Annotated in this window: 19 protein-coding genes; 10 read left to right on the plus strand and 9 right to left on the minus strand. The window is 71.3% G+C overall.

Features of this window, described 5'->3' with window-relative positions:
• Nucleotides 1-381: 381 nt before the first annotated feature.
• The 4 genes from ABZ562_RS09185 to ABZ562_RS09200 all read right to left on the minus strand — a co-directional run bounded on the left by ABZ562_RS09185 (nt 382) and on the right by ABZ562_RS09200 (nt 2,749).
• Nucleotides 382-768, minus strand: a complete 387-nt coding sequence (locus ABZ562_RS09185) for a hypothetical protein (RefSeq protein ID WP_361475838.1) — start codon at nt 766-768, stop codon at nt 382-384.
• 121 nt (nt 769-889) lie between these two features.
• The gene (locus tag ABZ562_RS09190; RefSeq protein ID WP_361475840.1) at nt 890-1,501 is read right to left on the minus strand and encodes a hypothetical protein; all 612 of its coding nucleotides are present in this window, start codon (nt 1,499-1,501) and stop codon (nt 890-892) included.
• Nucleotides 1,502-1,601: 100 nt separating this feature from the next.
• The gene (locus ABZ562_RS09195; RefSeq protein WP_361476021.1) at nt 1,602-2,084 is read right to left on the minus strand and encodes a GNAT family N-acetyltransferase; all 483 of its coding nucleotides are present in this window, start codon (nt 2,082-2,084) and stop codon (nt 1,602-1,604) included.
• 50 nt (nt 2,085-2,134) lie between these two features.
• Nucleotides 2,135-2,749 carry a TetR/AcrR family transcriptional regulator gene (locus tag ABZ562_RS09200; RefSeq protein ID WP_361475842.1) on the minus strand — a complete coding sequence of 205 codons (615 nt, stop codon included), beginning with the start codon at nt 2,747-2,749 and terminating at the stop codon, nt 2,135-2,137.
• Between the two features lie 149 nt (nt 2,750-2,898).
• Here ABZ562_RS09200 and ABZ562_RS09205 point away from each other — a divergent pair, with 149 nt between their 5' ends.
• Together ABZ562_RS09205 and ABZ562_RS09210 are read left to right on the plus strand one after the other, a co-directional pair.
• On the plus strand, nt 2,899-3,918 hold the full coding sequence (locus tag ABZ562_RS09205; protein WP_361475844.1) for an aldo/keto reductase: 1,020 nt from the start codon (nt 2,899-2,901) through the stop codon (nt 3,916-3,918).
• A 226-nt stretch (nt 3,919-4,144) separates the two neighbouring features.
• Nucleotides 4,145-4,528, plus strand: a complete 384-nt coding sequence (locus ABZ562_RS09210) for a VOC family protein (RefSeq protein ID WP_361475846.1) — start codon at nt 4,145-4,147, stop codon at nt 4,526-4,528.
• 19 nt (nt 4,529-4,547) lie between these two features.
• Here ABZ562_RS09210 and ABZ562_RS09215 read toward each other — a convergent pair whose 3' ends face one another.
• The gene (locus tag ABZ562_RS09215) at nt 4,548-5,123 is read right to left on the minus strand and encodes a TetR family transcriptional regulator (RefSeq protein ID WP_361475848.1); all 576 of its coding nucleotides are present in this window, start codon (nt 5,121-5,123) and stop codon (nt 4,548-4,550) included.
• Between the two features lie 90 nt (nt 5,124-5,213).
• On the opposite strand from ABZ562_RS09215, the gene ABZ562_RS09220 reads away from it, so the two are divergent.
• Nucleotides 5,214-6,233: an NAD(P)-dependent alcohol dehydrogenase gene (locus ABZ562_RS09220; protein WP_361475850.1), complete on the plus strand. Its 1,020-nt coding sequence runs from the start codon at nt 5,214-5,216 to the stop codon at nt 6,231-6,233.
• Nucleotides 6,234-6,293: 60 nt separating this feature from the next.
• On the opposite strand, the gene ABZ562_RS09225 is transcribed toward ABZ562_RS09220, so the two are convergent.
• Nucleotides 6,294-7,004: an FCD domain-containing protein gene (locus ABZ562_RS09225; RefSeq protein WP_361475852.1), complete on the minus strand. Its 711-nt coding sequence runs from the start codon at nt 7,002-7,004 to the stop codon at nt 6,294-6,296.
• A 170-nt stretch (nt 7,005-7,174) separates the two neighbouring features.
• On the opposite strand from ABZ562_RS09225, the gene ABZ562_RS09230 reads away from it, so the two are divergent.
• From ABZ562_RS09230 to ABZ562_RS09245, 4 genes are read left to right on the plus strand one after another with little or no spacing between them, the layout of a single operon-like run.
• Nucleotides 7,175-7,675, plus strand: coding sequence for a gluconokinase (locus ABZ562_RS09230; RefSeq protein WP_361475854.1), 501 nt, complete (start codon nt 7,175-7,177; stop codon nt 7,673-7,675).
• A gap of 34 nt (nt 7,676-7,709) precedes the next feature.
• Nucleotides 7,710-9,107: a gluconate:H+ symporter gene (locus tag ABZ562_RS09235; protein WP_361475856.1), complete on the plus strand. Its 1,398-nt coding sequence runs from the start codon at nt 7,710-7,712 to the stop codon at nt 9,105-9,107.
• A 32-nt stretch (nt 9,108-9,139) separates the two neighbouring features.
• Nucleotides 9,140-9,910, plus strand: coding sequence for an SDR family oxidoreductase (locus ABZ562_RS09240; RefSeq protein ID WP_361475858.1), 771 nt, complete (start codon nt 9,140-9,142; stop codon nt 9,908-9,910).
• 5 nt (nt 9,911-9,915) lie between these two features.
• On the plus strand, nt 9,916-10,992 hold the full coding sequence (locus ABZ562_RS09245; protein ID WP_361475860.1) for an L-idonate 5-dehydrogenase: 1,077 nt from the start codon (nt 9,916-9,918) through the stop codon (nt 10,990-10,992).
• Between the two features lie 86 nt (nt 10,993-11,078).
• Here ABZ562_RS09245 and ABZ562_RS09250 read toward each other — a convergent pair whose 3' ends face one another.
• A complete protein-coding gene (locus tag ABZ562_RS09250; protein WP_361475862.1) occupies nt 11,079-11,462 on the minus strand; it encodes a MerR family transcriptional regulator in 384 nt (127 codons plus the stop codon).
• A 60-nt stretch (nt 11,463-11,522) separates the two neighbouring features.
• Here ABZ562_RS09250 and ABZ562_RS09255 point away from each other — a divergent pair, with 60 nt between their 5' ends.
• Complete coding sequence (locus ABZ562_RS09255) at nt 11,523-12,098, plus strand: alpha/beta hydrolase (RefSeq protein WP_361475864.1); 576 nt, start codon at nt 11,523-11,525, stop codon at nt 12,096-12,098.
• A gap of 473 nt (nt 12,099-12,571) precedes the next feature.
• Here the strand turns inward: ABZ562_RS09255 and ABZ562_RS09260 are convergent, their stop codons facing one another.
• Nucleotides 12,572-13,444: a D-alanyl-D-alanine carboxypeptidase gene (locus ABZ562_RS09260; protein WP_361475866.1), complete on the minus strand. Its 873-nt coding sequence runs from the start codon at nt 13,442-13,444 to the stop codon at nt 12,572-12,574.
• A gap of 157 nt (nt 13,445-13,601) precedes the next feature.
• A complete protein-coding gene (locus ABZ562_RS09265; RefSeq protein ID WP_361475868.1) occupies nt 13,602-15,125 on the minus strand; it encodes an FAD-dependent monooxygenase in 1,524 nt (507 codons plus the stop codon).
• Between the two features lie 68 nt (nt 15,126-15,193).
• Here ABZ562_RS09265 and ABZ562_RS09270 point away from each other — a divergent pair, with 68 nt between their 5' ends.
• Together ABZ562_RS09270 and ABZ562_RS09275 are read left to right on the plus strand one after the other, a co-directional pair.
• The gene (locus ABZ562_RS09270) at nt 15,194-15,844 is read left to right on the plus strand and encodes a TetR/AcrR family transcriptional regulator C-terminal domain-containing protein (RefSeq protein ID WP_361475870.1); all 651 of its coding nucleotides are present in this window, start codon (nt 15,194-15,196) and stop codon (nt 15,842-15,844) included.
• A complete protein-coding gene (locus ABZ562_RS09275) occupies nt 15,841-17,166 on the plus strand; it encodes a CoA transferase (protein WP_361475872.1) in 1,326 nt (441 codons plus the stop codon). Before ABZ562_RS09270 ends, ABZ562_RS09275 begins: the two co-directional genes overlap by 4 nt.
• Nucleotides 17,167-17,168 lie beyond the last annotated feature (2 nt).

The following is a 17,168-nucleotide window of genomic DNA, read 5'->3' on the forward strand; positions in this document are numbered from 1 at the left end:
ACACCCGCGATGCTATAGGTATCAATTGGTCAGCCGCTTTGTTAGATGTAAGTCAAATAGGTCACTCTTCGCGCCGGATAGCAGGGTTTTTCGGGGTAGGGCGGGTGATCGGGGCGCTCGTCGTGAGTTGGCCATGCTATCGGAGCGGTGCGGGCGGGGTCCGCTGTCCCAGGTGACGCGAAGGCGGGGACGCTCCCGCGCCGGGCGTTCCGCGGCCCGCGCGGGCCGAGGGCCTGTGGCTCCCAAGCCGTGGGCCGTGGGGCGGGCTTGAGGTGAGGGGATGTCCCTCGAGGATGTCCTCAAGGATGTCCCGCCACGACAAAAAGGGCCTGGCCCCACCGCTTGTGCGGTGGGGCCAAACCCCAGGAGCTTCGTGGACGTCTAGTTCTGCTTACACTTCTTGGTGTCCTTGTTGACGTCCATGATCTCGTTGATGTGGGCGAACTTGTACGTGCCCTTGGTCATTCCCTCGAAGGTGACGCACTTGTAGAACGGCGTCGACCCGTCGTTCCAGAACTTGAAGGCCGCCTTGATCTTCGTGCCGCCCAGGCAGTGGTTGTTGTAGTAAATCTTGGTGCTTGAGTAGCCGGTCTTCCATGAGAAGTTGACCCGGGACTTGTTCTCATTGCACTGGATGCTGTCCTTGCCCGACTTCGGCGGCTTCCCCTGTGCTGCCGAGTCGGACGCCGCGAATGCCGGTGCGGACATCAGGCCGAGAGTGAGACCGGCGGCCGCGAGCATGCCGCCGGCCGTTATGAGAGTGCGCATCGATTCCCCCGATGGCGGTTGTGGACCACTGCGCGAGTGATCAAAAGGTGGTCGCGATCACTCAATCTCCCGGGCGGGTATGCGTCAACCCCTCAAGGCCCACCGATTCCCGGCGCGGGGCTTATTCGTGGGCGCTGATCACGCCGCCGGCGCTGAGCACGACGTACACGCCGTTGGCGTTGAGCCCGGCGTCGCGCTGGTTCGCCTCCAGCGTGCCGTAATCCTCGCCCTCGTCGTTGAGGAACTGCGCGCGGTAACGCAGCTCGCCGACCTTCTTCACCTTCACCGTCCAACCGCCCGCGAGCTTGAACGTGCCCGGTCCCTGGTGCCCGCCGCCCATCCAGGAGTGGACCTGGCCGTCCGGCGAGAGCACGACGAACATGTCGTTGGCGTCGAGCCCGGCCTCGGTGTCCTTCGCCTCCAGCGTGGCCAGGACCTCACCGCGGGCGACGATCTCGGCGCGGTAGTGCTGATCGGCCACCTTGTAGATCTTGGCCTTGCTGATGCCGTCCGCCAGGTTCTGGGTGCGGACCAGGGACCCTGCCTTGCTCGCCGTGCCCGCCTTGGCCTCGACCTTGACGTCGGCGCCCTGCGCGGCGGACGCGGGCTTCGGGTCGGTGCCGCCCGAGCCGGAGCAGGCGGTCAGGGTCAGGCCGGCGGCGGCGACCAGGGCCGCGGCGGCAAGGCGCAGGGTGCGGCGACGAGCGGTGCGGGCAGTGGTGTTGGAGTTCATTTCGGGTCCCCCCGGGGTAGTCGGTGTCGTTTCCCTCTCGGTACGTCACCCACTCTGCTCGGGGCCCCTATCGCAAGCCTGCCGCTCCGCTAACACCCGGCTAACGCGGGTGTGGGCGCGGGACGTCGAGCGGCAGATCCCGGTGGAAGACGGCCATGGGCCGGCCCGGGCCGTTGTAGTCGTCGACGACCTTCGCGTCGAAGCCGAGGCTGCGGTGGAAGGCGATCGAGCCGGTGTTCTCGACCGAGGTGATCGCCTTCAACCGCCGTGCGCCGTGACGTTCCGCGGCTTCGGCGAAGGCCGTGTACAGACGACGCCCGAGACCCGTGCCCCGGGTGTCGTCCCGCGTGGCGATCAGATGCGCATAGCCGGTGCGGTCAGGGGTGACGAACCCGAAGACGTACCCACGGATTCCGTCCTCCGCCCGGGCGACCAGGCAGGTGGGGCCGAACTCCTGCACCAGTGCCAGAAGGTGCAGCGACCGAAGGTCGCGTTCGCCCCAGTAACGGGGGTGGTCGGCCAGGACCTGGTGGAAGTCCGCCACTTCGGCCGGTGCGATGTGTATCCCCATAACGCCGATCATGGCAGGCGCCTCGGCCAGAGGGTTCATGCCGGCGCTGTCACCCGGCGCTGTCACCCCTCGCTGTCGCTGGGCCCGGTCGGTCGGCGCAGCCCCGCGATCAGCAGGGCGGCCAGCCGGCGGGCGTCGTAGCGGGGGTCGCCGTTCGCGCCGATGCAGAGGTTTCCCACGCCGCGCATCAGCTCGTAGGCCTCTACCTCGGAGCGGATCTCGCCGGATTCGGCCGCGGCGTCGAGGAGTTGGGTGCACACGGGCACGAGGCGGTCGAGGAAGTAGGTGTGCAGGGTGTCGAAGCCGGAGCTGTCGGACTGCAGGACGGCGGCGAGGCCGTGCTTGGTGACCAGGAAGTCGACGAAGCGGTTGATCCACGCCCCCAGCGCTGCGTGCGGGGTGGCGCTGGAGGCCAGCAGGGCGGGACCGGCCTCGGCGCAGGCTTCGACCTGGTGCCGGTAGACGGCGATGATGAGGTCCGCCCGGGTGGGGAAGTGGCGGTAGATCGTGCCCATGCCGACGCCCGCCTCGGCCGCGATGTCGCGTACGGGCGCCTCCACGCCTGATCTGACGAAGACCGTGGCGGCAGCGTCGAGCAGCGTCTCCTTGTTGCGCCGGGCGTCCTTCCGTTTGGGCGGGGCCGCGCGCCCCGTGCCGTCCTCGCCGGTGTCGTTCACCGCGCCGCTCCCTCCGTTGCCCTGTACGACCTTGCCAAAACGGAACAGTGTTCCGTATCGTCAAGTGGAACGAGGTTCCGTTTGCTCATGATGGCAGAGCGGGGACCCGCGACCAAGCCATGCCTTGCCCTCGACGGAGGAACACGACCATGCACTACCGCACCCTGGGCCGCACCGGCGTACAGGTCAGCACCCTCGCGCTCGGCGCGATGAACTTCGGCGCGATCGGGCGCACCACCCAGGACGAGGCCACCGCCATCGTCGACGCCGCCCTCGAAGGCGGGATCAACGTCATCGACACCGCCGACATGTACGGCGGCGGCGAGTCGGAGGAGATGGTCGGCAAGGCCATCGCGGGCCGCCGCGACGACATCGTGCTGGCCACGAAGGCGGGCATGCCGATGGGCGACGAGCGCAACCACCGGGGCGGTTCGCGCCGCTGGCTGGTCACCGAGCTGGACAACAGCCTGCGCCGCCTCGGCGTCGATCACGTGGACCTCTACCAGATCCACCGATGGGATCCGAGCACCGGCGACGAGGAGACGCTGTCGGCCCTGACCGACCTCCAGCGCGCGGGCAAGATCCGGTACTTCGGCTCCTCGACCTTCCCCGCCTACCGCATCGTGCAGGCCCAGTGGGCCGCCCGCGAGCATCACCTCGGCCGCTACGTCACCGAACAGCCCAGCTACTCCATCCTCCAGCGCGGGATCGAGGCGCACGTGCTGCCCGTGACCGAGGAGTACGGGCTCGGCGTGCTGGTGTGGAGCCCGCTGGCCTCGGGCTGGCTGTCGGGCGCGGTCCGCGCGGGCCGGGACGTCACCACCAGCCGCTCGGCGTTCATGCCGGAACGCTTCGACACCACCATCCCCGCCAACCGGGCCCGGCTCGACGCCGTCGAGCAGCTGGCCACGGTGGCCGACGAGGCGGGCCTGACGATGATCCAGCTCGCGCTCGGCTTCGTCACCGCGCACCCCGCCGTCACCAGCGCGCTCATCGGCCCCCGCACCCTGGAGCACCTGCACGCGCAGCTTGCCGCCGCCGATACCGTGCTCTCCGCCGACGTCCTCGACGCGATCGACGCCATCGTGGCCCCCGGCACCGACCTCGCCCCGCACGAGAAGTTCGACACCCCGCCCGCGCTGCTGGACCCGTCGCTGCGGCGCCGCTGACGACGCGCAACTCGCGGGCCCGGTTATCCCGTTGATGTCCCTCGGGGGGTCCGCTAGATTCGGCCGGGTGACTGCCGGGTCGGCCCACGAGGGCCATGCACGAGCGAGGCGCCCGGCCTCGGCGTGAGCGCGAGGCGGGCCAGAGCCCCGCCGTCCCTCTCCGTTGTTCATCGTTCGCACAGCGGCCCTTCGCGCCGCCCCCACGACGACACCGGAGACACCTCACATGAACATCCAGCTGAACCACACCGCCGTCTACGCCTCGGACCGGCAGCGGTCGGCCGCATTCCTCGCCACCGTCCTCGGCCTGGAGGCCGGCGCCCCGTTCGGCCCGTTCCTCCCCGTCGACCTCGGCAACGGCGTCACGCTCGACTACTACGAGAAGCGGGACGAGCCGATCCAGCCGCAGCACTACGCGTTCCTCGTCCCCGAGGAGTGGTTCGACGGCATGATCGCCCGCCTGGAGGCGGCCGGAGTCACCTATTACGCGGACCCGCACCACACCGAACCCGGCAAGGTCAACGACCTCTTCGGCGGCCGCGGCGCGTACTTCGAGGACCCGGACGGCCACAACATGGAGATCATGACCCGGCCCTACGTCCGGCCGTAGGCGAGCGGGGCGCCCGCCCTCACGAGCGGACGAACGACCGCCGCACCGTCTCCGACAGGGCCCGGCGGCGGCGGTCGTGCTCCTCGGGGCGGTCGTCCTGCGTCGCGGTGGCGTAGGGGCTCGCCGCGGACCAGGTCAGGGCCATGGAGGTGATCAGGGCGAGGATGTCCTGAGGGTCGAGCGAGGCGATGACCCCGCCGTTCCGCTGCGCCTCGGAGAGCGCCCGCAGTTTGGCGGCGACCGCCGGATTCCCGGGCGCCAGGCTTCCGGTGTGGATTCCCTCCAGCTTCGCCCAGGTCACCAGGCGGACCAGATCCGGGCGGGCGAGGAACGCGTCGTAGAGCCGCACGGCGTAGGCGGCGAGGTCCGTGGCGGTGAACGGGACGGCGTCGGCGACGGCGTCGGCGTGCAGGCGGAAGACCGCGTCGAACAGGCCGAGTTTGTCGCCGAAGTAGGCATAGAGCTGGGCCTTGTTGACGCCGGCGGCGGCCGCGATGCGGTCCACGCGCGCCCCCGCGACGCCGTGGGCGGCGAAGTCCTCGGTGGCGGCGTCCAGCAGGCGACGGCGTGTGGCGTCGGCTTTCGCGGGGGACATGGCGCCAGATTACCAACTGGTTGGTTGCCCTCCGTGAGTCTCTGTCCTACCGTAAAACTAACTAGTTGGTTTTTTGGAGAGGCGGTAACCGTGGCGGTACGCGCGTATGCGGTGGAGCAAGCCCGAGGGCCGGTACGGGTGCGGGAGTACGAGCCCACGCCCCTCGGCCCCCACGAGGTGGATGTCGCCGTCACCCACTGCGGTGTCTGCCACACCGACGTCGGCATGATCGACGACCTGCACGGCATCTCCCGCTTCCCGGTGGTCGCCGGGCACGAGGCGGTCGGCGTCGTCGCGGCGCTGGGCAGCGCTGTCGACCGCGCCCGGCTGTCCATCGGGCAGCGGGTGGGCGTCGGGGCGACGGCCGGCGCGTGTTTCGCCTGCGAGTGGTGTCTGAGCGGTCGACAGCATCTCTGCCCGGACAAGGACGACCTCGTGCTCCGTGGCGACGGTGGCGCGTTCGCCACCCAGGTGCGCGCCGGTGACTGGCGGTATGTGCAGCCGCTCCCCGACGCCCTCGCCTCCGAGCAGGCCGCGCCGCTCATGTGCGCCGGTTCGACGGTGTTCTCGGCGTTGGTGCGGCACGGGGTGCGGCCCACGGACCGGGTCGCCGTGGTCGGCGTGGGCGGTCTGGGCCACCTCGCCCTCCAGTTCCTCGCGAAGTGGGGGTGCCATGTCACCGCGCTCTCCTCGACGGCCACCAAGGCGGACGACGCCCGGCGGTTCGGGGCGCACGAATTCGTCGTGGCGGGCGCGGCGGGGGAGGGGCTGGCGGGGCTCTCCGGGGCGTTCGACTTCGTCCTGTCGACCGTCTCCGGGGACCTGCCGTGGGACGCGTACCTGGCGACGCTGCGGCCGCAGGGGAAGCTGAGTGTCGTCGGGGTGCCCGAGTCCGCGTTCACCGTTCATCCGCTGTCCCTGCTGCTGGGCGAGAAGACCCTCGCCGGGGGGCTCGTGGGGACGCCCGTGGAAACGGGGCAGATGCTCGACTTCGCGGCCCGGCACGGCATCCGGGCGGAGACCGAGACGTACCCGGTGGCGCGCATCGAGGAGGCGCTGGACCGCGTGCGGGGCGGACGGGCCCGCTACCGCGCGGTCCTGGAGTTCTGACGAACGCTCACGTCGTCGGCGGGCCACCCGTCGGCGCGCCAGTGGGACGGGGGTCCGGGCCTACGGCGCCAGGATGTCCAGCTCGCGCAGCGCGCCCACGGTGATCTCGCGGGTGTAGCGCTCCGCGCGCTCCGCGTCGCCCGCGCGGACCGCTTCGGCGACCCGGACGTGGAGGGTGACCGCCTCCGGGTCCGGGTCGCTGAACATCACCTGGTGCTCGGTGCGGCCCGCCAGCACCTCGGCGACCACGTCGCCGAGGCGCGCGAACATCTCGTTGCCCGAGGCGCGCAGGATCACCCGGTGGAAGGCGACGTCGTGGACGAGGTAGGCGGTCAGCTGCTCGCCGCGCGAGGTGGCGACCATGTTCAGGGCGTGCTCGGTCAGCTCGGCGCACTGCTCGGGGGTGGCGTGCTCGGCGGCCAGGGCGGCGGCGGCCGGTTCGATGGCCGAGCGCAGGGAAGTCAGGGAGCGCAGCTGGCGGGGGCGGTCGGGGCCGGCCAGGCGCCAGCGGATGACCTGCGAGTCGAAGACGTCCCACTCCTCCGGGGGCAGGACGGTCACCCCGACGCGGCGGCGGGAGCGGACCAGGTGCATGGATTCCAGGACCCGCACCACCTCGCGGACCACGGTCCGTGAGACGTCGAAGCGGCGCTCCAGCTCGTCGGTGCGCAGCACGGTCCCCGGCGGGTAGTCGCCCGCGGTGATCGCGGGCCCGAGGGACGCCAGTACCCGAGCGTGCAGTCCCCGGCCTGCGGGCCCCTGGTTGTCCATGGGGTCAGACTACGTGGCCGCCCCCGCCGCCCCTCGCATTTAAGTATGACTTTTAAGTCACGAACTCTTGAATACGTCGTACCCGTGGGGTTGAGTGTGCTGCCAGCGGTGCCGAGGTCGAAACGACAGTCGAGGAAGACAGCACCGGAGCAGACAGCGAGGTTTTCCACATGCATGCCCCCCTGGTCGTCGTCATGGGAGTGTCCGGTACGGGCAAGACCACGATCGGACCCCTGCTGGCCGACGCACTCGGTGTGCCGTACGCCGAGGCCGACGACTTCCACCCACCGGCCAACATCGCCAAGATGTCGGCCGGTACCCCGCTGGACGACGAGGACCGCAGGCCGTGGCTGGACGCCATCGGCGCCTGGGCCCATGACCACGTGGCCCACGGCGGCGTGGTCAGCTGCTCCGCGCTGAAGCGGAGCTACCGGGACCGGCTGCGCGCCGCCGAGCCCGGGGTCGTCTTCCTCCACCTGACCGGCGACCGCGAGCTGATCGCCGACCGGATGAAGGAGCGCAAGGGCCACTTCTTCTCCGGGGCTCTGCTCGACTCGCAGCTCGCCACCCTGGAGCCGCTCCAGCCGGACGAGCACGGCGTCGCCGTCGACATCGCCCCGGGCCCCGAGACCATCACCGAGCGGGCCGTCGCCGCACTGCGGCAGCGGTAGCCCGGACACCCGTAGCGCACGTTAGGAACCCTCCGTGACCCATCTCAGCGCCGAGATGCTGGCAGCGGACACCGTCGACCCGATCACGTCGGCCGGTCACGCACAGCTGGGCATAGCCGTCCTCGTCGGCATAGCCGTTCTCGTCCTGCTCATCACCAAGACCAAGCTGCACGCGTTCTTGTCGCTGACGATCGGCTCGCTGGCGCTCGGCGCCGTCGCGGGGGCGCCGCTCGACAAGGTGATCACCAGCTTCTCGGGCGGGCTGGGCGACACCGTCGCGGGCGTCGGCGTGCTGATCGCCCTCGGGGCGATCCTCGGCAAGCTGCTGGCCGACTCGGGCGGCGCCGACCAGATCGTGGACACGATCCTCGCCAAGGCGAGCAACCGGACGATGCCCTGGGCGATGGTGCTCATCGCGGGGATCATCGGCCTGCCGCTCTTCTTCGAGGTCGGCATGGTGCTGATGATCCCGGTGGTGCTGCTGGTCGCCAAGCGCGGCAACTTCTCCGTGATGCGGATCGGCATTCCGGCGCTCGCGGGCCTGTCCGTGATGCACGGCCTGGTGCCGCCGCACCCCGGCCCGCTCGCCGCGATCGACGCGGTCCACGCCGACCTGGGCGTGACCCTGGCGCTCGGCGTGCTCATCGCGGTGCCGACCGCGATCGTCGCGGGCCCGGTCTTCTCGCGCTTCGCCGACCGCTGGGTCGACGTCACCCCGCCGGACCGGCTGATGCCGACGCGCCCGTCCGAGGACCTGGAGCGGCGGCCCGGATTCGCCGCCACCGTGTCCACCGTGCTGCTTCCGGTCGTGCTGATGCTGATCAAGGCACTGGTCGACATCGCCGTGGACGACCCGGAGAACACCGTCCAGCGGATCGCCGACGTCATCGGCAACCCCCTGGTCGCGCTGCTGGCGGCGGTGATCGTGGGCATGTTCACCCTCGGCCGGGCGGCGGGCTTCACCCGGGACCGGATCTCCAGCACCGTGGAGCACTCGCTCGCCCCGATCGCCGGAATCCTGCTGATCGTCGCGGCGGGCGGCGGCTTCAAGCAGACGCTCATCGACATCGGCGTCGGCAACATGATCATGGACATCTCGAAGGACTGGAACGTTTCCGCGCTGCTGCTGGCCTGGCTGATCGCGGTCGCGATCCGGCTCGCGACCGGTTCGGCGACTGTGGCCACGATCTCCGCCGCCGGGCTGATGGGGCCGCTCACCGCCGACATGTCCACCACCCACGTGGCGCTGCTGGTGCTCGCCATCGGCGCCGGGTCGCTCTTCTTCAGCCATGTCAACGACGCGGGATTCTGGCTGGTCAAGGAGTACTTCGGGATGAGCGTGGGGCAGACGGTGCGGACCTGGTCCGTGATGGAGACGGTCATCTCGGTCGTCGCGCTCGTCTTCGTCCTGCTGCTGTCGCTGGTCATTTGAGGTCCGGAAGGGCCCGGAAGGATACGTACGTCATGACGACACATCCGCTCTTCGACATCGCGGGCCGCACCGCCCTGGTGACCGGCTCCAGCCGGGGCATCGGGCACGCGCTCGCCCGCGGCCTGGTGGAGGCCGGCTGCACGGTCGTCCTCAACGGCCGCGACCAGGAGGCCCTGGACAAGGCGGCGGCCGAACTCGGCGGCGCGGAGGCGGGCGTGCACACCGCCGCCTTCGACGTCACCGACGGCCCGGCCGTCGCCGCGGGGATCGCCGACGTGGAGGAGCGGGTCGGCCCGCTCGACATCCTGGTCAACAACGCCGGGATGCAGAACCGCGCCCCGCTGCTGGAGTTCACCGACGAGGCCTGGCGGCAGATCGTGGACACCAACCTGACCAGCGCGTTCCTGGTGGGCCGAGAGACCGCGCGGCGCATGACCGCCCGCGGCCACGGCAAGATCGTCAACATCTGCTCGCTGCAGAGCGAGGTGGTCCGCCCGGGCATCGCCCCGTACTCGGCCACCAAGGGCGCGCTGAAGATGCTCACCAAGGGCATGTGCGCCGACTGGGGCCCGTACGGCATCCAGGTCAACGGGGTCGGCCCCGGCTACATCGAGACCGAGCTGACCCGGCCGCTGGTCGAGGACGAGCAGTTCAGCACCTGGGTGCGCGGCCGGACCCCGGCGGGCCGCTGGGGCCGCACCGAGGACCTGATCGGGGCGCTGCTCTATCTCGCCTCGCCCGCCGCCGACTTCGTCAGCGGCCAGGTGCTGTACGTCGACGGCGGCATGACGAGCGTGCTGTGAAGCACATGACGAAGGAGGCAGGGCGGATGGTGCTGGGCTGTGTGATCCATGGGCAGGGAGATCTGCGGGTCGACGAACTCCCCGAACCGGAGGTGGCCCCCGGCCAGGCGCTGGTGGCGATCCGGTACGGCGGGATCTGCGGGTCGGATCTCCACTACCACAGCCACGGCGGCGTGGGCGACTTCCGGCTGAAGCAGCCCATGGTGCTGGGGCACGAGGTCGTCGGCACGGTCGTGTCGTACGGCGAGGGCGCGAGCGGGCCCGCCCCCGGCACCCCGGTCGCCGTGCACCCGGCGACGCCGTGCGGGGTGTGCCCCGAATGCGCGGGCGGCCGCGCCAACATCTGCCGCGACACCCGCTACCTGGGCAGCGCGGCGCGCTTCCCCCACGTACAGGGCGGCTTCGCGTCCCGTATCGCCGTACCCGCCGGACAGCTGCGGACCCTGCCCGAGGGACTTGAACCGCGCCGGGCGGCGCTCGCCGAACCGCTGTCCGTCGCCCTGCACGCGGTGCGCCGCGCGGGCGATCTGACCGGACGCCATGTGCTGGTCACCGGGTCCGGGCCGATCGGCTGCCTGGCCGTCGCCGCCGCGCGGGCGGCGGGCGCCGCGGCCATCACCGCGACCGATGTGCTGCCCCGGGCCCTGGAGTTCGCGGCGGCGGCCGGTGCGACGGCGTGCGTACGGGCCGACGACCCGGACGACCCGAACTGGCCCACCGATGAGGTGGATGTCGCGATCGAGGCGTCGGGCGTCGCCGCCGGGCTCGACACCTGTCTGCACCGGGTGCGGCGCGGCGGGGTGATCGTCCAGCTGGGCATGCTGCCGCCCGGGCAGAGCCCGTTCGCCGGAAACCTGCTGGTCGCGCGGGAGATCGACCTGCGCGGCGCGTTCCGCTTCCACGAGGAGTTCGACGACGCGCTGCGGCTGCTCGCGGCGGAGCCGTCGTTCGACGCGCTGATCAGCGGGGTCCGGCCGGTGCGGGAGGCGGCGGAGGCGTTCGCCCAGGCCGCCGACCGCCGCCAGTCCTGCAAGGTGCTGCTGGACTTCGACGAGGCGCTTCAGGCGGGCGACGCGCCGTGAGTGGTTCGTGAACGAGGCGAGGGCCTCTGGTTCCGGTGTGGATTGCGACGTCCGCACCGGCGCCAGGGGCCCTCGTTGATCCACCGCTAACGCCCCGCTGATCCCGACCCGGCCGGCGGCGTGCCACCGGATGTCAGCTCGCTCAATCGTCGTTGTGCGGCACGGAGTTCGGCTTGCCTGGCATCGAGCCGCCGGGCCAGGGCGGCCAGCTCGGCTCGTAGGTCGGGGCACATCTCCAGGGTGGTGCCGTGTTCGCCGCTGCGAGCGCAGTCGAGGTACCGCCGGATGGCCGAGGTGCCTAAGCCGGCGGAGATCATCGTCCTGATCTGCGCTACGCGGGTGACGTCGGACTCGGCGTAGTTCCGGTACCCGCTGCTGTTGCGAGCCGGGACCAGTAGTCCTCGGTCCTCGTAGTGGCGCAGCGCTCGCGTGCTCACTCCGGTCAGCTCGGCGAGTTCGCTGATCAGCACCGTACCTCCCCCTCATCGGCTTGACCTTCACGCTGACGTGAACCCATACCGTCCCGTGGCATGACAACAGGAACAACCCAGCGGCGTGCCTCGATCATCCACGGCTACGGGGCATCCCCCGAAGATCACTGGTTCGGCTGGCTGGGCGAACAGCTCGACACGGCCGGCATCGTGACCACGATCCCGGCCCTCCCGAACCCACAAGACCCAGACCCCGCGCAGTGGACGGAAACCGTACGCACCGACGTGGGAACGCCTGACGAGAACTCGATCATCGTCGCGCACAGCCTGGGCTGCCTGACAGTGCTGCGCTACCTGCGATCACTTCCGGCCCCTTGGCGCCTTGGCACCCTCGTGCTGGTCTCCGGATTCGTCGACCAGCTGCCCGCGCTTCCGGAACTGAACTCCTACATCGGAGACGGCTGCGACGTGGAGGAGCTCAGCAACCACGTCGGGCGACTTACGATCATCCGGTCGGACGCGGACCCATACGTTCCCTCTGGTCACACCGACCGTCTCGCCGGCCTGCTCGGGGTCTCCGCAGAGGTGGTCCCCGGAGCCGGTCACTTCCTCGCTTCTGACGGCGTCACATCACTACGCGAAGTCCTTGAAGCGATCGCGCCGTCATGGGGATGAGCGAACCGCACGGCAACGCCACCCGCCCGAAAATCAGTGGAGCCGTCTCCCGTGCGCCGTTACCCTGCTCCCGCCCACCATCACCCTGAAAAGGACATGCCGTTGTACTCCAAGTGAGCTCCCCCTAGCGCTGATCGTCGCGCGTCGCACCCGTGCGCCGTGCTCCTTTTCGCTGCGGTCCTCTCACTGGAATCGGTGTAACTCTGTGTCCAAGAACTGGGCGGTCGTGCCCACTCGCCTGCCCCTCGTTCTCCGCCGCGGCGGCTCGGGTCGAACCGGGCGGCCGGCCTGGCAGTCGCCCTACGGTCCGCCGCCGCGCCGGGCACACCGCGGGCGGTGGGCGTCCGTGCCGGTGTGGGCCAGGTTCCGGCCCGCTGTGCGACGTGGATACCCGGGCGGCCGGTGCGACTGACAAGCGCGAAGGGCCTGCTCGCGCGGCTCGCGAGCAGGCCCCTGCCGGTGTTCGTGCGTCCTTACCGCTTGAAGCCGTAGTCCAGCAGCTTCTTCGCGTCGGTGGTGCGGGTGCCGACCGAGGAGGAGGCGAGGACGGTGCCGATGACCGTCTTGTTGCTGCGGGTGGCGGCGAAGACCAGGCAGTACTTGGCCTCCGGGCCCGAACCGGTCTTCACGCCGATGGCGCCCGAGTAGGTGCCGAGCAGCGGGTTGGTGTTCTCCCACGTCATGTTGCGGTAGCCGCCGCTCTTGGTGACGGTCTTCTGCTTGGTCTTCTTCGTCTTCACGACCGTGCGGAACGTCGAGTACTTCATCGCGCTGCTCGCGAGCTTCGTCAGGTCGCGCGGCGTGGAGTAGTTCTGGCCGTGCCCTATGCCGTCGAACGAGTCGAAGTGCGTGTTCTTCAGGTTGAGGCTCTTGGCGGTGGAGTTCATCTTGCCGATGAACGACTTCACCCGCGCGGCCCGGGTCGAGCCGGTGCCGAACTTGTCGGCCAGGGCGTACGCGGCGTCACAGCCGGACGGCAGCATCAGCCCGTAGAGCAGCTGGCGGACGGTGACCTTGTCGCCGACGATCAGCCGGGCCGAGGAGGCCCAGTTGTTGTCGACGATGTAGTCGCTGTACGCCTTCTGGACCGTGACCTTGGAGTCGAGGTTCAGGCCCGGCTGGGCCAGCACCACACGGGCGGTCATGATCTTGGTGGTGGAGCCGGTGGAGAGACGGGTGTCGGCGGCCTTCTTGTAAAGGTCCTTGCCCGTCCCGTTGTTCATCACGTACCCGCCCTTGGCGGTGATCGTGGGCGCAGCGGCGGCGGCGGCCTGCGCGGGGACGAACGCCCCGGAGGCCAGGACGGATCCCGCGGCGAGAACGCTCAGCGCGGAGAGACGACGCATGCGCTTGGTGGTGGTTTTCAAATGAATACTCCAATGTCCCGGTGGGCGCGGCCGTCCAGAGGGAAAGCCGTCGAGCCAGGGACGCATGAGAGCGGTCAATGGATGTGCGCTCCGCGATGGTAGCCGTACCCGCTGTGCGGTTTCCCGTCGTATCGTCCTACGTGCCCAACGTGGCCAGATATCCCGTCATCTCGTCCGTACGGTCGGTCGGGCGGTCGGCCGCGCAGCCCACGTACCCGTCCGGCCGGATGACGAAGACGCCCTGATCCCCGTACCCGTCGCGGATGTGGCCGTCCGGGTCGAGCAGATCGGGGGCCGGGCCGCCGACACGATACGCAACCACGGACGCGCGGCCGGGGGCGGGCGGTTCCGCGCCGCCGAGTGCGAGCACCGTCACGTGGGGACCGCGGAAGGCGTCGAAGAGACGGAACGGGGTGCCGTCGGGGAGCGTGCAGGGGGCGTCGGGCGCGCGGTCGCCGGGGCGTAGCGCGGCCTCGGCCACGGTGGATCGCAGGTCGACGGCGAGCGCCGCGCCGCGGTAGGTCAGCCCCAGTTGGTGCACCTCGGCCGTGCGGCGGGGCTCCTTCGCGTTGCCGGCCATTCCGGCGCGGTGGATACGGGTGCTGATGCCCAGCACCCCGGCGGCGACCGGCATCCGCTCCTCCTCGTAGGAGTCCAGCAGCGCTGGATCCGCGCCGCCCCGCAGGACGGCGCCCAGCTTCCAGCCCAGGTTGTACGCGTCCTGGATGCCGGTGTTCAGCCCCTGGCCGCCCGCGGGGGAGTGGATGTGCGCCGCGTCTCCCACCAGGAAGACCCGCCCGTCGCGGAACCGCTCCGCCATCGCCGCCCGGACCCGGAACGGCGAGGCCCACAGCACCTCGCCCACGTCGGACTCCGTCAGATGAGTCCGCTCGGCGATCAGCCGCCGCACCGCCTCGGGGGACGGGTCGGGGGCGGCGTCCTCGTCGTCGTACTGGGCCAGCACCTGGAACAGGTCGGTCCCGGCGAGCGGGCACAGCGACAGTCCGCCGCCCTTCGCCCGCTGCCACACGTGCCAGTGGTCGCGGTCCGGGCCGGTCAGCCGGACGTCGGCCACCAGCCGCGGGACCGGGTCGACGGACTCGCCCGTCATGCCGATGCCGAGCGCCTGGCGGACCGCGCTGCGACCGCCGTCGGCGGCCACCGCGTACGCCGCCCGTACGGCTCCGGTCGAGCCGTCGGCGTACGCGAGCCGCGCGGTGACACCGTCCGCGTCCTGCGTCAGCCCCGTGCACGCCGCGCCGAACTCGACCTCGCCGCCCAGCTCGCGCAGCCGCGCGTACAGGATCTCGGCGGTCCGCCACTGCGGCAGCATCCAGATGTCGTGGTACGGGGCGCCGGGGGTCGGGTCGTTGCGGACGATCATCTCGAACGCGCCGAGCCGCCGCTCGCCCTCCCAGCCCATCATCGGCGGGTACGGGCCGCCCGCCGCCCGGACCGCGTCCATGACCCCGAGGTCGTGGAAGACCTCCTGCGTCCTCGGCTGGAGCCCCTTGCCGCGCGACCCCGGGAACAGCCGCTCGCCGCGCTCCACGATCCGCGCCGCGATACCGCGCCGGGCCAGGTCGATGGCCAGGGTCAGCCCGGCCGGGCCCGCCCCGACGATCAGCACGCCCACGTCCTTAACGTTGTTAAGTTCCATGGGGCCGAGAATGCGCTTAACGCTGTTAAATTGTCAAGGGGGACGGACTGAGCTGGGAGGATGAGCGCATGGCGACGCGACTGGACCGGGACCAGGTGGTGGAGACCGCGCTGCGGCTGCTCAACGAGGTGGGCCTCGAAGGGCTCACCCTGCGCCGCATCGCCAAGGAGCTGAACGTCCAGGCGCCCGCCCTCTACTGGCACTTCAAGAACAAACAGGCCCTGCTGGACGAGATGGCCACCGCGATGTTCCGGCGGCTGGCCGAGGCGCCCACGGGCCTCGGGCCGGAGGCGACCTGGCAGGAACGTCTCATCGCCTCCCAACGCGCCCTGCGCCACGCCCTGCTGGGCTACCGCGACGGGGCGAAGGTCTTCAGCGGCACCCGCTTCACCGGCACCGGCCACGCAGCCCCCATGGAGGCCCAGCTGAGCGCCTTCGTGGCGGCGGGCTTCGCCCCGGGCCCCGCCGCCCGCGCCTCGTTCATCGCGTACACCTTCACCCTCGGGTTCGTCATCGAGGAGCAGGCCGTCGAGCCCATGGCGGGCGAGCGCGCCCCCGGCTACGACCTGGCGGAGCGGACCGCCCTCATCGGCCCCGACTACCCGCTCACCGCGGCGGTCGGCGCGGACCTCTTCGAGGACTACGAGGTCCGGTTCGAGGAGGGCCTGCGCACGATCGTCGCGGGCATCGAGGCCACGCTGGGGCCGGTGGCGCCATGACCGACGCCGCCACCGCTTACGCCTGGGACGCCCTCGGCGGCCCGCCCGCGCTCGCCGAGCGCGTCGCGTACGCCCCGGCGGGCGCCGTGCTGCCCGCCCGGCTGCCGGTGCGGCAACTGGCCCGGGCCACCGTGGGCGTGTGCTCGCTGGCCGCCGCCGAACTGGCGGCGCGGCGGAACGGGGGCGGGATTCCCGCCGTACGGGTGGACGAGGGCGCCGTCGCCACCGCGTTCGTCAGCGAACGCCATCTGCGCATCGACGGCCGTGAGGCGACCGCCTTCGCCCCGCTGTCCGGCTTCTGGCGCACGGCCGACGGCTGGGTGCGCACCCACGCCAACTATCCGCACCACCGCGCCCGGCTGCTGGCCGCGCTGGGCCTGCCGGAGCGCGCCGAGCCGGACGCGCTCGCCGCAGAGCTGGCGCGGCGCGTGGCCCGGGAGGTCCAGGAGACGGCGTACGCGGCGGGCGCGCTGGCCGTGGCCGCCGTACGGCCGGGCGAATTCCCGCTCCGTAACCTCCCGTTGGCGGAACCCCGGGACACCGGCGGCGGCACCCCGCACCCCCTCCCGCCCGCGGCGCTCCCCGCCGACGGGGTCCGGGTGCTGGACCTGACCCGGGTCATCGCCGGTCCCGTCGCGACCCGCACCCTGGCGCTGCTGGGCGCGGACGTGCTGCGTGTCGACTCCCCGCACCTCCCCGAGGACCCCGACGCCCACGCCGACACCGGCTTCGGCAAGCGCTCGACCCGCCTCGACCTCGCCGACCCCCACGACCGGCGGACGTTCGACGGGCTCCTCGCCCGGGCCGACGTCGTGGTCACCGGCTACCGCCCCGGCGCGCTGGACCGCTTCCTCACCGATCACCCCGGGCTGATCGTCGCCCGGCTGGGCGCCTGGGGCCGGCCCGGGCCGTGGGCCGCCCGGCGCGGGTTCGACAGCCTCGTACAGGCCGGGACCGGCATCGCGATGACCGAGGCCACGGGCGACGGCCGCCCCGGCGTGCTCCCCGCCCAGGCCCTCGACCACGGCACCGGCTACCTCCTCGCCGCGGGCGTACTCCGCGCCCTGACCGACCGCATGGCCACCGGCGGCGGTCGCCACCTGCGGTTCTCCCTGGCCGGAACGGCGTCCTGGCTCTGCCACGGCATCACCCCCGCACCGCCGCCGGACGGGACGTACGCCCCGGACCCCTGGCTGACCGAGACCCCGTCCCCGTACGGCCGCCTGCGCCACGCCCTCCCGCCGATCGCCTACGACGGCGCTCCCCGCACCTGGGCGCGCCCGCCCGGCCGGTGGGGCACCGACGCCCCGGCGTGGACCTGAGA

The organism is Streptomyces sp. NPDC019937, from assembly GCF_040631655.1.
GTDB lineage: Bacteria > Actinomycetota > Actinomycetes > Streptomycetales > Streptomycetaceae > Streptomyces.